The following is a 13,664-nucleotide window of genomic DNA, read 5'->3' as shown; positions in this document are numbered from 1 at the left end:
CGGATTTCTCTATGACGCACCATCTCATCCTGGGTAGTGGTCCGGCCGGCGTGATTGCCGCCGAAACCCTGCGTCGCCACGCGCCGGCGCAGGATCGCATCACGCTCGTGGGCGACGAGCCCGAGCCGCCGTACTCGCGCATGGCGATTCCCTACCTCCTGATCGGTCAGATCGGCGAGGCGGGCACCTATCTGCGCAAGGACCCACGCCATTTCGAATCGCTGGGCATCGAGCTCCTGCGGGCACGTGCGGTGCGGGTCGACGCCGCAGCGCGAGCGGTGAACTTCGACAACGGGCAAGTCCTGAGCTTCGATACCTTGCTGATAGCCACCGGCTCCACGCCGGTGCAGCCGCCGGTACCTGGCATAGCCTCGGAAGGCGTGCTGCACTGCTGGACGCTGGCCGATGCGAGGGAGATCCTCAAGCGCGCGCAGCCGGGCGCGCGGGTACTGCAACTGGGGGCAGGCTTCATCGGTTGCATCATCATGGAGGCTCTGGCTGCGCGCGGCGTGGACCTGTCGGTCGTCGAGATGGGCGACCGCATGGTGCCGCGCATGATGGGGCCGACCGCAGGCGGCATGATCCGCGACTGGTGCGAATCCAAAGGCGTGCGTGTCTACACCAGCACCCGCATCGAGGCTGTGGAGCCCGGTGCGCCCTTGCGCGTGCGGCTCTCGAACGGGCAGACCCTGGAGGCGGATTTGCTCATCAGCGCCGCCGGCGTCAAGCCGACGATCGGTTTTTTGGCGGATTCGGGTATTACCTGTCTGCAAGGAGTGCTCACCGATGAGCACATGCAGACCAATGTGCCCGGCATCTATGCCGCAGGGGACTGCGCGGAGGCTTACGACAAGGTCAGCGGCCAGACCATCATCAGTGCGATCCAGCCCAATGCAGCCGAGCAGGCACGGGTGGCCGCTCTCAACATGGCCCGTCACCCGCAGCCGCCACAGGCCGAGCTCAAAGGCGTCACGCAGATCAACGTGCTCGATACCTTGGGCTTGATCTCAGCGAGTTTCGGCAATTGGCAGGGCGTCCCCGGGGGCGAGCATGTCGAGCTGACCGACGCGGCGGCGCACCGGCACCTCAGCTTGCAGTTCCAGGACGACGTGCTGGTCGGTTGCAACAGCGTCGGCTGGACCGAGCATGTGGGGGTGATGCGGGGTCTGGTCGAAGGGCAGGTGCCTCTGGGCGCGTGGAAGGACCAACTGTTGCGCAACCCCACCTTGCTTGCCGAGGCCTACCTGGCCGCTGCCCAGGGGCAAGGCCAATGGTCGGGCGCAGCCGACACCCGCCGGCGCTGAGCGGCCGCGCATGAACCGCCGACTGCCATGCGCATCACGCTCAAGCTGTTTGCCTCGCTGACCGACTACCTGCCCGCGCACGCCCGGCGGGACAACCAGGTGGAATTGGACGTGGCCCCGGACGCCACCATCGTCGATGTCATCGAGCCCCTGGGCCTGCCGCCGAAACTCGTGCACTTGGTTTTGGTCAACGGTGTGTACATTCCCCCGGAGGAGCGTGCGACGCGAACCCTCAGCGAAGGCGATGCGCTGGCGATCTGGCCGCCGATTGCGGGTGGATGACGACGCGGCCGCTGTTGCCACTCGAGCGTTTTTCGGATGGCCACGCCTGAGCGCTTTACCCGCGAAATGGCATGCACCGAAGCCGAGTGGCTGCGCTGGTTGCCCGCAGCCATCGGCGAGCATTCCTGGGTTTTGCACCCGGGCGCTGCCGACGTCAGCCTAGGCACAGGCCGGCTGTCCCTGCGCTGGCAGGAGGGGCCTGCGCGACGCATCGCCTTGCTGCATCTGCCGACTTTGCTGGTCGCGTTTGGCTTCGAGTCGGTCGATGAAGCCGAGCGCGCACGCTTCATGAAGCGCTTCGATCTCTACACCCACCGAGGGGGTGGCTAGTCTGGCCGAGCGAACGCGATGACATGGTCCACCGCCAGTCGGATGCCGATGCGTTCGCCGATGGCGTGGTTGTGGTGGGAGGGGACGAGGCACAGCACCTGTCGCCCGCTGTCGAGCCGGAGTGTGTAGAGGAATTCGGCGCCTCGGAAGGCGCGCCGCACGACTTCGGCTTGGATCGGGCTGGCGTCGTCGTGGGTGATGTCGTCGGGTCGCAGCAGCACGTCGACGGCGGCGCCTCGACCCAGCGCCAGGCAACTGCCGCCATCGCATTGGGCGACATCGACGCCGCGCAGCACGCCGAGTTCGATCTGCACGGCATCGGCGCTCAGCACCTCGCCCGGCAGGAACACGCCTTGGCCGATGAAGTCCGCGACAAAACGCGAGGCTGGGCGGTGGTACAGATCGTAGGCGCTGCCCCATTGCACCAAGCGGCCATCGTGCATCACGCCGATGCGGTCGGCCATGGCGAAGGCTTCATGCTGGTCGTGTGTCACCAGCAAGGCGGTGATGTTTTCATGCCGCAGCAGTTCCCGCACGTCGAGCGACAAGCGCTCGCGCAATTCCACGTCGAGGTTGGAGAAAGGCTCGTCGAGCAGCAGCAGCCTTGGGCGGGGCGCCAGCGCCCGCGCCAGCGCGACGCGCTGCTGTTGCCCGCCCGAGAGCTCCGTGGGCCGCTGACGCCGAACGGCATCGAGCCCGGTCAGCGCCAGCATTTCATCGACGCGCCGCTGGTGGTCCCCTTGAGCCCAGCGTCGCAGACCGAAGCCGACGTTGTCTTCGACGCTCAGGTGCGGAAAGAGAGCGTAGTCTTGAAACACGAGGCCGATGAATCGCTGTTCAGGCGGGACGAGGGTGGGCTCTTGCCCGGGTCGGGCATCGGCCACCGGGAGGCCGCCGATCCGTATGCGTCCGGCGCGCGGCGCCTCGAAGCCTGCAATCAGTCGCAAGGCCGTGGTTTTGCCGCAGCCCGAGGGGCCGAGCAGACAGCCGACCTCGCCCGCCGGGATGTGCAGGCTGAGGCCCCGCAGGACGGTGCTTGCGCCGTAGGCGTGTTCCAGGTTTTCAATGTCGAGCATCGGTCTGTCGGATCAGGAGGAAAACCGGGAGCAGGCCGACGAGGGCAATCGCGACGGCGGGCAGGGCCGCGCGCTCCCACTCCCCTTCGGAGGTCATTTCGAACACGCGCACCGCCAGTGTGTCCCAGCCAAATGGGCGTGTCATCAGCGTGATCGGCAGCTCTTTCATCAGGTCCACGAACGCCAGCGCCGCGGCCGTGGCCAGAGTTCCGCGCAGCAAAGGCAGATGCACACGCCGCAGGCGGCCGAGGGTGCCTTCGCCCAGGATGCGCGCGGCCTCGTCCATGCTGCGGGAAATGCCTTGCAGGCCGGCCTCGATCGGCCCGTAGCCGACCGCCAGGAAGCGCACCAGGTAGGCCAGCAGCAGCGCGGCGAGCGTGTTGCTCAACAGCAGACGGTTCAGGTCCAGCGCATCGGCGATCCGGTGGTCGAGCCAGGTCAGGCACCAGACCGTCCCGACCGCCAGCACGGCGCCCGGCAGCGCGTAGCCCATGGTGGCTAGTCTTTGCGCCACGATCAAAGCGGGGCTCGTCTGCAGGCGCGCTGCGTAGGCCAAGGCCAGCGCCGTGCCGACCACGAGCAGCGCCCCCGCGGCCGAGAGCGCGAGCGAGTGCAGCGCGAAGCCGACGTAGCGCGCATCCAGGTCTTGCGCCATGACCCGGATGGCCCAGATCAGCAATTGGGCCATCGGTGCGGCAAAGGCCAGCAACCACAGCAGGCCGCAGTAGATGCTTGCCATCGCGGCGCGCCAGCCGCGCAGCGCCACCAAGGCCCCCGGAGCCGTCATTCGCGTCGTACCCATGCGCGCCTGACGCCGAACCAGCGCAGCCTGGCCCAAGGCTGCGGCGAGCGCCAGAGCGATGAGGATGGCCGCCAGCTGAGCGGCGGCATTGATGGATTGCAGAGCAAACCAGGTTTTGTAAATCGCGGTGGTGAAGGTGTTGTAGTTGAAAGCGGCGACGGTGCCAAAGTCGGCGAGCGTCTCCATCCAAACCAGCAGCAAGCCCGCGGAGATGGCCGGCAGCGCCATGGGCAGGGCAACCCTTCCGAAACCTTGCAGTCGGCTGTGGCCCAGGGTTTGGGCGGCTTCCATCAGCCGTACGCCTTGTGCGCGCAGCGCCGCGTAGGCGCTGAGGTAGACATAGGGATAGAGCGCCAGGGTCAGCACCAGCACCGCACCGGCTGCGGAGCGGATCGGAGGGGCTGCGATGCCAAAGTGTGTGCGCAGCCAAGTGGGCAGTGGCGCCGAGAAATCGAGCCAGCCGATCCAGACGAAGGCGCCGACATAGGCTGGCAGGGACATGGGCAGCAGCAGCGCCCAAACGAAAAAGCGGCGCCCAGGGAACTGGCATAAGGCGGTGAGCGCCGCCGCAGGCACCCCGGCGGCGAGCACGCCCGCGCCGACGCCGAGGGCGAGCGCCGCCGTGTGCCCCCAGAGCTCGGGCAACACATGGCGCCCGAGGTGTGCCCAAATGTCGGGCGCCGGCCGGGCAAAAGCGCCCAGCAGGGCCAAGATGGGGGCGAGCGTCAGCAGGGTGATCGGAGTGACCCACACCCAGGTGGCCAGCCTGATGCGCTGGCCGGCGTGCCTGTCTCGGTGGAAGACGCTCACTTGTAGCCGGCTCGGTCCATCAGCATCACGGCGCGAGCCTGGAGCCGGCCGGCCTCAGCCACGTTGATGGTGTTTGGCTTGAACGTTCCCCACGCGGCGACGGCGGGGGCCGGGCGCACGGCGGGGTTGGCCGGGTATTCGAGGTTCTGGTCGGCGTAGAGGTTTTGTGCCTCAGGTGAAGCGAGCCACTCGATCAGCCGTTGGGCCTCTTGAGGATGGGGTGCGTGGCGGGTGACGCCGGCCCCAGAGACGTTGACATGCACGCCCTCGTAGGCGAGGCCGGGGGCTTGGTTGGGCCAGAAGATCGCGAGCGGCAGCTCGGGCTGCTTGGCCAAGAGCCGGCCGAAATAATAGGTATTGACGATGGTGACGTCACATTGCCCGGCCGCGACGGCTTCCATCGCCTTGGTGTCGTCGGCAAACGGCGGCGCGGCGAGGTTGGCGACCCAGCCGCGCACGATGGCCTCGGTCCGCTCCTCACCGTGCGCCTTGATCAGCGTGGCGACCAGCGACTGGTTGTAGACCTTTTTCGACGTGCGCAGGCACAGACGACCTTTCCACTTGGGGTCGGCGAGATCTTCATAGGTCGACAGGTCTTGGGGTTTGACGCGACGGGTGTTGTAGACGAGGGTTCGCGCGCGCACCGAAAGCCCGAACCATAGATCTTGCGGGTCGCGCAGATGGGCGGGGATCGCTGCGCGCAGCGCGGGGGAGGGTGTGGGACGCAGCACGCCTTCCGTGGCGGCCAGCCACAGATTGCCGGCGTCGACGGTCATCAGCACGTCGGCCGGGGTTTTATCGCCTTCGGCTTTGAGGCGGGCGAGCAGCGCCCCTTCGTTGTCGGTGATGAACTTCACCGTGGTGCCGCTCTTGCGGGTGTAGGCGTCGAACAGCGGCTTGATCAATTGCTCGTTTCGGGCGGAATAGACAACGACTTCGTTCGCCTGTGCCTGACCGGCGGCGGCTGCAAGCAGGAGGGCTGCGGTGGTGAACCATCGGCGCATGGGAAAGCTCCATTCAGTGGGAAGTTTCAATGGGCCCCACTTTAACAGAGATGCGAATGATTCGCAATAAAGACCCTTGAGTTCGACCCGTTTGCGCTGTGACAAGGCTGCGCGTGGGTCCCCAAGGGAGCAAGGCGCGGCTCAGAAAGGCGGATCGTCAGCCGTTGGAGCGGCGGTTCCGACGGCTGCCGCAGGGGCGTCGATGGGCGCTGGTGTTTGGCCAGGAGCCACCTCGCCGCCGAGTGCCTCGACCAAGCCCGCGATGGCGCGCTGCAACTCGGCGGTCGAGAGGGCGACGTCGGTGTCGAAGCGTTCGCTCGGGTCGATGTCGCCCGCGGCGTCAAAAACGCCCTCGAGAAATTGCACCCGACGCAGTTGCAGCGACTCGGTGAGCACGAAGGCCACGCGCCCATCCCACGAGAGGGCGAGCCGCGTCGGTCGCAGCCCCCGCGCGAGATGCTGGCGGACTTCGTCGTTGAGGAGGTCGAGGCGGACGAGCTTGACGACGGATTTCTGCTCGTCGTCGGAGCGCAATTCACACTCGCGCTCGACCGCCAGCGCGCCGGGCCAGTCGTCGGGTGAAGCCGCCGAGAGCCACTCGGTCATGCCGGCTTGCGGTGTGTGCGCGGTTTGCAGCAAGCGCGGCGCGAGGGCGGGCATGGCGTGCGAGAGGGCGGTGAGGACGTCGTCAAGCCGCGCTCCGCTGGTGCTGTCGATCGCAAGCAAGCCGGTCTCAGGGTCGATCCAGACCCAGACCGAGGACTGTTTCGTGAAGGCCATCGGCAGCAGTTCGAGCCGCACGTCATCGCGCAGGTCGCGCAATTCCTTGCGGCCAGGCTTGCGTCCGGTGGTCTGCTCGATGTGTTGGGCGCGCTCCTCGACGGTCCGCCGCAGCACGTCACCCGGGACGGCGCGGGTTTCGATCCGCAGCCGCAGCAGGCGCTGGCCCGCGACGGACTCGACCAGCGGCCCATGGGCCTGGCCGCGCGGCTCGATCCAGCCGACGGCCTTCTCCTGCGTGGGTGCGCAGGGCGCGAAGCGAGCCGGCTCGAGCGCGTCCTCGAGTGCGGCCAAAGGGGTGCGCGCGGCGTCGGCGTCGCAGCGGTAGAGGCTCAGGTTCTTGAACACGGGGGGTGAATGCAAAGAGATGTCGACGAGGCGTCACAGCCGCAGCACAGTGCGGCTGCGCGGAGCGAGCGGCGCATCATAGGCCAAGCCTGCGAGGAGCACCGGCCGGGGCGGCCTTCACCCCGCCATCATTTGCCGCGGCAGCCAGGTCACGAAGCCGGGAAACAGGTAGATGAGGGTCAGCCCGAGCGCCATGAGCGCGAACATCGGCAGGGTCACGCGCGCGATCCAGGTCAGCTCACGGCCGGTCATGCCCTGCAGCACGAAGAGATTGAAGCCGACCGGCGGCGTGATCTGCGCCATCTCGACGACCAACACCACGAAAATGCCGAACCAGATCGGGTCGATGCCAGCGGCCTGTACCGTCGGCATGAGCACGCCCATGGTGAGCACGACCATGGAGATGCCGTCGAGGAAGCAGCCCAGGACGATGTAGAACACAGCGAGCGCCGCGATCAACTGCGCCTGGCTCAGTCCAAGCGAGGCGATCCACGCGGCCAGATGCCGCGGAAGGCCGATATAGCCCATCGAAAGCGTCAGAAACGCGGCGCCCGCCAGAATGAGCGCGATCATGCAATAGAGGCGTGTCGCCCCCATCAGCGCATCGCGAAAGCTGCGCCAGTCGAGTGAACCCTGTAGCGCCGAGAGCAAGAGCGCCCCGACGACCCCGACCGCGGCGGCTTCGGTCGCGGTGGCGATGCCTACATAAATCGAGCCCAGCACGCCGGCGATCAGCAGCACCACGGGCAGCAGGCTGCGCGTCGCGGCGATTTTTTGCGCCAGGCTCAGGCGCTCGGTGCTGCGCGGAATTTGCTCCGGATGGCGCAGCGCCCAGACCATGATGTAGCCCGAAAACAGCACGGCGAGCAGCAGGCCCGGGAACACGCCCGCGATGAACAGGCGCGAGATCGACACCTCGGCCATGACGCCGTAGACGATCATGATGATGGACGGCGGAATCAAGAGGCCCAGCGTGCTGGCGCCAGCGAGGGTGCCCACCGTCATGGCCTCGGGATAGCCGCGGCGCTGCAGTTCCGGCAGCGTCATCTTGCCGATGGTGGCGCAAGTCGCGGCGCTCGAACCGGAGACGGCGGCAAAGATGGTGCAGCCAATCACGTTGGTGTGCAGCAGCCGCCCGGGTAGGCCCTGTACCCAGGGCGCGAGCCCCTTGAACATGTCCTGGCTCAGTCGGGTGCGAAAGAGAATTTCGCCCATCCAGATGAAGAGCGGGAGGGCGGTGAGCGTCCAACTCGAGGCCGCGCCCCAGATGGTCACCGCCATGGCGTCGCCCGCAGGACGGGCGCTGAAGAGCTGCATGCCTATCCACGCCACCCCCGACAGCGTGAGGCCGATCCAGACGCCACTGCCGAGGATCACGAACAGGGACAGCACCAGCAGTGCGGTGATGGCGAGGTCATTCATTGCGCAGCGCCTCCGCAGAAGCCTTTGGGCGCTGACGACCCAGGGCTTCCAGGCAAAGCTCGTCAAGCAAGGCGATGGCGAAGATCAGCGCGCCCACGGCCATACCGAGCTGCGGGATCCACAGCGGTGTGGCGTCGTTGCCGGTGGAGATGTCGTTGAACTGCCACGACTCCCAGGTCAGTTTCGCGGCATAGAACGCAAACAGCCAGGCCAGCAGCGTACTCACCGCCAGCGCCCAGAGTTCGAGCGCGCGCCGCCAGCGCCCCTGCAGCAAATTGAGGAGGAGCGTGACGCGGATGTGCTCGCCGCGTTTGAAGGTGTGCGCCAGCGCGAGAAAGCCGCTGGCGGCCATGAGGTAGCCAGCGTAGGCGTCGATGCCGGGCACCATGAAGTGCCATAGGCGGCTTACGATGGCGAGCAGCACCATCGTGAGCAGGCCGAGCAAAAACAGCGCCGCGAGCCCCGCAGCGCCGTCATAGAGCGTGTCGAGGACGCGCCGCATCGCAGCGTGATGGGCGTGCGCTTACTTCCGGTAGGCGTCGATCAGCGCCTTGCCCTCGGGGCCGGCTTTGTCGAGCCACTCCTTGAGCATGGTCTCGCCCACCTTGGCCAGGTCGGCCTTCAGCTGCGGGCTGGGCGGCAGGATCTGCATGCCGGCGGCCTTGAGCTTTTCGAGCGTCTCGGTGTTGGTCTTCTTGCTCATCGCCAGGCCGCGCGCCTCGGCCTCGGCCGCGGCCTTGAGCAGCGCATCCTGCGTGGGCTTGTCGAGCGCGTCGAACGCTTTTTTGTTCACGATCACGGCGTTTTTGGGTAACCAGGCCTGGGTGTCGTACCAATACTTCAGGTGCTCGTAGGTCTTGGTGTCGTAGCCGGTCGAGCCGCTCGACATGTAGGCTTCCACCACGCCGGTCGCCATGGCCTGCGAGAGCTCGGCGGCCTGTACCGTGACGGGCTGGGCACCGACGAGTTCGGCGATGCGCGCGGTGGCTGGGCTGTAGGCGCGCCACTTCACGCCTTTGAGGTCGGCGGCGCTGTTGATCGGCTTCTTCGAGTAGATGCCTTGCGGCGGCCACGGCACGGCGTAGAGCACCATCATGCCCTGCTCGGCCAGTTTCTTCTCGAGCATGGGGCGCTGGGCTTTCCAGAGTTTGACCGCCTCGTCGTAGCTGTCGGCGAGGAAGGGCAGGCCGTCTGCGCCATAAATCGGCCATTCGTTCTGGAAATTCACCAGCAGGATCTCGCCTGCCTGGGCTTGACCGCCTTGCACGGCGCGTTTGATTTCCGGCGCTTTGAACAGTGAGGCGTTGGGATGCACGGTGATCTTGAGCTTGCCGCCGCTGGCCTTGTCCACGTCGGCGGCGAATTGCGCCAGGTTTTCACTGTGGAAGTTGGTGGCCGGGTAGGCTGCGGGCAGGTCCCACTTGGTCTGGGCGCCGGCGTTGGCGGTGAAGCCGACCAGGGCGAGCGCGACGGCGCAGGCAAGGGTGCGACGGTTGAGCATCATGGCGTCTCCTCAGGGTTGGATGGTGAGACGGGAATGATCGCAGCGCGACTGCGTTTTCGGGACCTTCGCTCGAACACGCAGCCCCCGGATTTACCCTGATGCCCCACAGCGAGGCGCCGCTGCTGCGGAGCCGGTAATATGCCTCGAATGGTCCGGCGCCCGCGCGGGATGCACGATGTCTGGCGGTGACGGCCAGGCGGCCCTGGCGGCGAGCTCGCTCTAAGCATAGGGCGGCGACCAATCCTATTTTTGTAGCGGTCCCGCACCATTTCACGCCGGCAAGTGGCTCATTTCGTTTAAAAAATGCTGCAAAACGACGCTCTGCCCCCCGCCGCCGATTCCAACGTGCACCCGAACCCGCGTTGGCAGTTCTGGATCGACCGCGGAGGCACTTTTACCGACATCGTCGCCAAGCGGCCGGACGGCGCGCTGCTGACCCAAAAGCTGCTGTCCGAAAACCCCGAGCACTATCGCGACGCCGCGGTGGCCGGCATCCGGCAACTGCTCGGTGTGCGGCCTGATGAGCCGATCACGCCGCAGCAGGTGGCCTGCGTGAAGATGGGCACCACGGTGGCGACGAACGCGCTGCTCGAGCGCAAGGGCGAGCCGACGCTGTTGGTGACCACGCGCGGCTTTCGCGACGCGCTGCGCATTGGCTACCAGAACCGGCCGCGTTTGTTCGACCGCCGCATCGTGCTGCCCGAACTGCTGTATGCCGAGGTGGTGGAGGCGCAGGAGCGCATGGGCGCGCACGGCGAGGTGGTGCAGCCGCTCGACGAGGCGCAGCTGGCGCGTGATCTCGCCGACGCACACGCGCGGGGCCTGCGCAGCGTGGCCATCGTGTTCATGCACGCCTGGCGCTACCCCGCGCATGAGCAGGCGGCGGCGCGGCTGGCGCGCTTGGCCGGGTTCACCCAGGTCAGCACCAGCCATGAAGCGAGTCCGCTGATGAAATTCGTCAGCCGCGGCGACACCACCGTGGTCGACGCTTATCTCTCGCCCATCCTGCGGCGCTATGTGGAGCAGGTGGCTACCGAGATGCCCGGCGTGCGGCTGCTGTTCATGCAGTCCTCGGGCGGGCTGACCGACGCGCACGCCTTTGCCGGCAAGGACGCCATCCTCAGCGGCCCGGCCGGCGGCATCGTCGGCATGGCGCGCACGGCGGAGATCGCCGGGCTGGACCGGGTGATCGGCTTCGACATGGGCGGCACTTCGACCGACGTCTCGCACTACGCGGGTGCGTTCGAGCGCGAGTTCGAAACCCAGGTGGCTGGCGTGCGCATGCGCGCGCCAATGATGAGCATCCACACGGTGGCCGCCGGCGGCGGCTCCTTGCTGCAGTTCGACGGCGCGCGCTTTCGCGTCGGCCCCGAGAGCGCGGGCGCCAACCCCGGCCCGATGTGCTACCGCCGCGGTGGTCCGTTGGCGGTGACCGATGCCAACCTGATGCTCGGCAAGATCCAGCCGGCGTATTTCCCGCGGGTGTTCGGCCCGCGCGGCGACGAGCCGCTGGCGCTCGAGCCGGTGCAGCAGGCTTTTTCCGAGCTGGCCGCGCGCACCGGCCGTAGCCCGGAGGCGGTGGCCGAGGGTTTCATCGACATCGCCGTGCAGCAGATGGCCAACGCGATCAAGAAGATCTCGGTGGCGCGCGGCTATGACGTCACCCGTTACACGCTGCAGTGCTTTGGCGGCGCCGGCGGCCAACACGCCTGCCTGGTGGCCGACGCGCTGGGCATGACGCAGGTGCTGGTGCATCCGCTCGCGGGCGTGCTCTCGGCCTATGGCATGGGCCTGGCCGACCAGAACGTGATGCGCGAGCAGGCGCTCGAATGCGCTCTGCAGGCCGATCAACTGTCGCAACTGGCTGCCGCACTCGACGCCTTGGCTGCGCAGGCGCGCGCGGAGCTCGAGCGTCAGCAACGCGGCAGCGGCGCCGTGCGCGTGCACCGCCGCGTGCATGTGCGCTACGAAGGCAGCGACGCCGCGCTCGTCGTGCCCTGCGGGGAAGACCTCACCGCCGAGCCTGCCGCCGCGCTGGCCGCGATTCAAGCCGGCTTCGAGGCCGCCTACCGCCAGCGGTATGCCTTCCTGATGCAGGGCAAGCGGCTGATCGTCGAGGCGGTCTCTGTCGAGGCCGTGGCCGCGGGCGACGCGCCCGCCGAGCCGCAGCTGCCGCTGCACGCCGCGCGCGAGGTGCCTCGGCGCGAGACCGCGCGCATGTACTCCGGCGGCCAGTGGTGGGAGGCCGCGCTGGTGGTGCGCGAAGACCTGCGCGCCGGCGACGTGATCGCCGGCCCGGCCATCATCGCGGAGAAGAACGCCACCACCGTAGTCGAGCCCGGCTGGCAGGCCCAGCTCACCGCGCGCGACCACTTGCTGCTGCAGCGCGTGGCACCGCGGCCCGTGCGGGTGGCTGCCGGCACCACAGTGGACCCGGTTCTGCTCGAGGTGTTCAACAACCTGTTCATGAACATCGCCGAGCAGATGGGCCTGCAGCTGCAGAACACCGCCTACTCGGTCAACATCAAGGAGCGGCTGGATTTCTCCTGCGCACTCTTCGACGGCGAAGGTCATCTGATTGCCAACGCGCCGCACATGCCGGTGCATCTCGGCTCCATGGGCGAGAGCATTCAGACGGTGATCCGGGACAACGCGCAGACCATGCGGCCGGGCGACGTCTATGTGCTCAATGATCCCTACCACGGCGGCACCCATCTACCCGACGTAACCGTCATCACCCCGGTCTACGTCGACGGCCATGCGCGGCCGCTGTTCTACGTGGGCTCGCGTGGCCACCATGCCGACATTGGCGGCATCACGCCGGGTTCGATGCCACCGTTTTCCAAGACGATCGAAGAAGAGGGCGTGCGCATCGTCAATTTCAAGCTAGTCGAAGCCGGGCGGCTGCGCGAGGACGAGTTGCTCGCGCTGCTGCGCTCGGGCGCCTGGCCTTCGCGCAACCCGGCGCAAAACCTGGCCGATCTCCAGGCGCAAATCGCCGCCAACGAGAAAGGCGTGCAGGAATTGCGACGCATGGTCGAGCAGTTCGGGCTGGACGTGGTGCAAGCCTACATGCGTCACGTGCAGGACAATGCCGAGGAATCCGTGCGCCGCGCGATCGACCAGCTCGGGGCGCGGCTGCGCGACGGCAGCTTCACCCTGCCGCTGGACAACGGCGCGCAGATCCAGGTGGCGGTGCAGATCGACCGCGCGCGGCGCAGCGCCCGCGTCGACTTCAGCGGCACCAGCGCGCAGCAGTCCAACAATTTCAACGCCCCGAAGGCGGTCTGCATGGCTGCGGTGCTCTACGTGTTTCGTACCCTGGTCGAGGACGACATTCCGCTCAACGCGGGCTGTCTCAAGCCGCTGGAGGTCATCATCCCCGAGGGCTCGATGCTCAACCCGAGGCCGCCCGCGGCGGTGGTGGCCGGCAATGTCGAAACCTCGACCTGCATCACCAACGCCTTGTTCGGCGCGCTCGGGGTGATGGCGGGCAGCCAGCCGACGATGAACAACTTCACCTTTGGCGATGCCGAGCGCCAGTATTACGAAACCATCGCCGGCGGCAGCGGTGCGGGCGGCGTGTTCGACGATCAGGGAGCGCTCATCGGCGGGTTCGACGGCACGTCTGTGGTGCAGACCCACATGACGAACTCACGCCTCACCGACCCCGAGGTGCTGGAGTGGCGCTACCCGGTGCGGCTCGAGCGCTTCGAGATCCGCCGTGGCTCCGGCGGCCGGGGACGCTGGTCGGGCGGTGACGGCGCGGTGCGGGCCGTGCGCTTCCTCGCGCCCATGACGGCGAGCATCCTCAGCAACGGCCGCGTGTACCCGGCGTTCGGTCTCGCGGGTGGCGCCAGCGGCGCGCCCGGGCTCAACCGGGTGCTGCGCGCCGACGGCCGGGTCGAAGCCCTCGGCCACATCGCCAGCGTGCCGATGGCAAGCGGCGACGTGTTCGAGGTCCACACCCCAGGCGGCGGTGGATTTGCTCCTGAAACGTGA

At 67.4% G+C, this 13,664-nt stretch carries 11 protein-coding genes; 4 read left to right on the top strand and 7 right to left on the bottom strand.

Annotation, left to right across the window (positions count from 1 at the left end; all coding sequences use genetic code 11):
* Nucleotides 1–11: 11 nt before the first annotated feature.
* Genes EDC62_RS03150 through EDC62_RS03140 form a run of 3 tightly spaced genes read left to right on the top strand, consistent with a single transcriptional unit; the run spans nt 12 to nt 1,916 of the window.
* Nucleotides 12–1,304, top strand: coding sequence for an NAD(P)/FAD-dependent oxidoreductase (locus EDC62_RS03150; protein WP_124220350.1), 1,293 nt, complete (start codon nt 12–14; stop codon nt 1,302–1,304).
* 27 nt (nt 1,305–1,331) lie between these two features.
* The gene (thiS, locus tag EDC62_RS03145; RefSeq protein WP_124220348.1) at nt 1,332–1,586 is read left to right on the top strand and encodes a sulfur carrier protein ThiS; all 255 of its coding nucleotides are present in this window, start codon (nt 1,332–1,334) and stop codon (nt 1,584–1,586) included.
* A 36-nt stretch (nt 1,587–1,622) separates the two neighbouring features.
* Nucleotides 1,623–1,916 (top strand): hypothetical protein, encoded by a 294-nt coding sequence (locus EDC62_RS03140; protein ID WP_124220346.1) that lies wholly within the window; start codon nt 1,623–1,625, stop codon nt 1,914–1,916.
* Here the strand turns inward: EDC62_RS03140 and EDC62_RS03135 are convergent.
* From EDC62_RS03135 to EDC62_RS03105, 7 genes are all read right to left on the bottom strand, one after another.
* The gene (locus EDC62_RS03135) at nt 1,913–2,992 is read right to left on the bottom strand and encodes an ABC transporter ATP-binding protein (RefSeq protein WP_124220344.1); all 1,080 of its coding nucleotides are present in this window, start codon (nt 2,990–2,992) and stop codon (nt 1,913–1,915) included. The genes EDC62_RS03140 and EDC62_RS03135 overlap by 4 nt on opposite strands.
* Entirely contained in the window at nt 2,979–4,604 is a 1,626-nt protein-coding gene (locus EDC62_RS03130) for an ABC transporter permease (protein ID WP_211330902.1), read from the bottom strand. Before EDC62_RS03130 ends, EDC62_RS03135 begins: the two co-directional genes overlap by 14 nt.
* Entirely contained in the window at nt 4,601–5,608 is a 1,008-nt protein-coding gene (locus tag EDC62_RS03125) for an extracellular solute-binding protein (protein ID WP_124220342.1), read from the bottom strand. The genes EDC62_RS03130 and EDC62_RS03125 overlap by 4 nt, the downstream gene beginning before the upstream one ends.
* 141 nt (nt 5,609–5,749) lie before the next feature.
* Nucleotides 5,750–6,751, bottom strand: coding sequence for a recombination-associated protein RdgC (locus EDC62_RS03120; protein ID WP_245968725.1), 1,002 nt, complete (start codon nt 6,749–6,751; stop codon nt 5,750–5,752).
* Nucleotides 6,752–6,853: 102 nt separating this feature from the next.
* Entirely contained in the window at nt 6,854–8,158 is a 1,305-nt protein-coding gene (locus tag EDC62_RS03115; RefSeq protein ID WP_124220340.1) for a TRAP transporter large permease, read from the bottom strand.
* Entirely contained in the window at nt 8,151–8,660 is a 510-nt protein-coding gene (locus EDC62_RS03110) for a TRAP transporter small permease (RefSeq protein WP_124220338.1), read from the bottom strand. Before EDC62_RS03110 ends, EDC62_RS03115 begins: the two co-directional genes overlap by 8 nt.
* A 21-nt stretch (nt 8,661–8,681) precedes the next feature.
* Nucleotides 8,682–9,662 (bottom strand): TRAP transporter substrate-binding protein, encoded by a 981-nt coding sequence (locus tag EDC62_RS03105; RefSeq protein ID WP_425469939.1) that lies wholly within the window; start codon nt 9,660–9,662, stop codon nt 8,682–8,684.
* 303 nt (nt 9,663–9,965) lie between these two features.
* On the opposite strand from EDC62_RS03105, the gene EDC62_RS03100 reads away from it, so the two are divergent.
* Nucleotides 9,966–13,664 carry a hydantoinase B/oxoprolinase family protein gene (locus tag EDC62_RS03100; protein WP_124220336.1) on the top strand — a complete coding sequence of 1,233 codons (3,699 nt, stop codon included), beginning with the start codon at nt 9,966–9,968 and terminating at the stop codon, nt 13,662–13,664.

Origin of the sequence: Tibeticola sediminis, from assembly GCF_003843835.1 — a bacterium.
GTDB lineage: Bacteria > Pseudomonadota > Gammaproteobacteria > Burkholderiales > Burkholderiaceae_C > Tibeticola > Tibeticola sediminis.
This window is presented reverse-complemented; position numbering and strand designations above follow the sequence as displayed.

What these genes read in the sequence shown, in the direction of transcription:
- EDC62_RS03140 (WP_124220346.1), top strand. Translation starts at nt 1,623, where the DNA reads ATGGCCACGCCTGAGCGCTTTACCCGCGAAATGGCATGCACCGAAGCC.
- EDC62_RS03105 (WP_425469939.1), bottom strand. Translation starts at nt 9,662, where the DNA reads ATGATGCTCAACCGTCGCACCCTTGCCTGCGCCGTCGCGCTCGCCCTG.
- EDC62_RS03125 (WP_124220342.1), bottom strand. Translation starts at nt 5,608, where the DNA reads ATGCGCCGATGGTTCACCACCGCAGCCCTCCTGCTTGCAGCCGCCGCC.
- EDC62_RS03150 (WP_124220350.1), top strand. Translation starts at nt 12, where the DNA reads ATGACGCACCATCTCATCCTGGGTAGTGGTCCGGCCGGCGTGATTGCC.
- thiS (WP_124220348.1), top strand. Translation starts at nt 1,332, where the DNA reads ATGCGCATCACGCTCAAGCTGTTTGCCTCGCTGACCGACTACCTGCCC.
- EDC62_RS03100 (WP_124220336.1), top strand. Translation starts at nt 9,966, where the DNA reads ATGCTGCAAAACGACGCTCTGCCCCCCGCCGCCGATTCCAACGTGCAC.
- EDC62_RS03115 (WP_124220340.1), bottom strand. Translation starts at nt 8,158, where the DNA reads ATGAATGACCTCGCCATCACCGCACTGCTGGTGCTGTCCCTGTTCGTG.
- EDC62_RS03110 (WP_124220338.1), bottom strand. Translation starts at nt 8,660, where the DNA reads ATGCGGCGCGTCCTCGACACGCTCTATGACGGCGCTGCGGGGCTCGCG.
- EDC62_RS03135 (WP_124220344.1), bottom strand. Translation starts at nt 2,992, where the DNA reads ATGCTCGACATTGAAAACCTGGAACACGCCTACGGCGCAAGCACCGTC.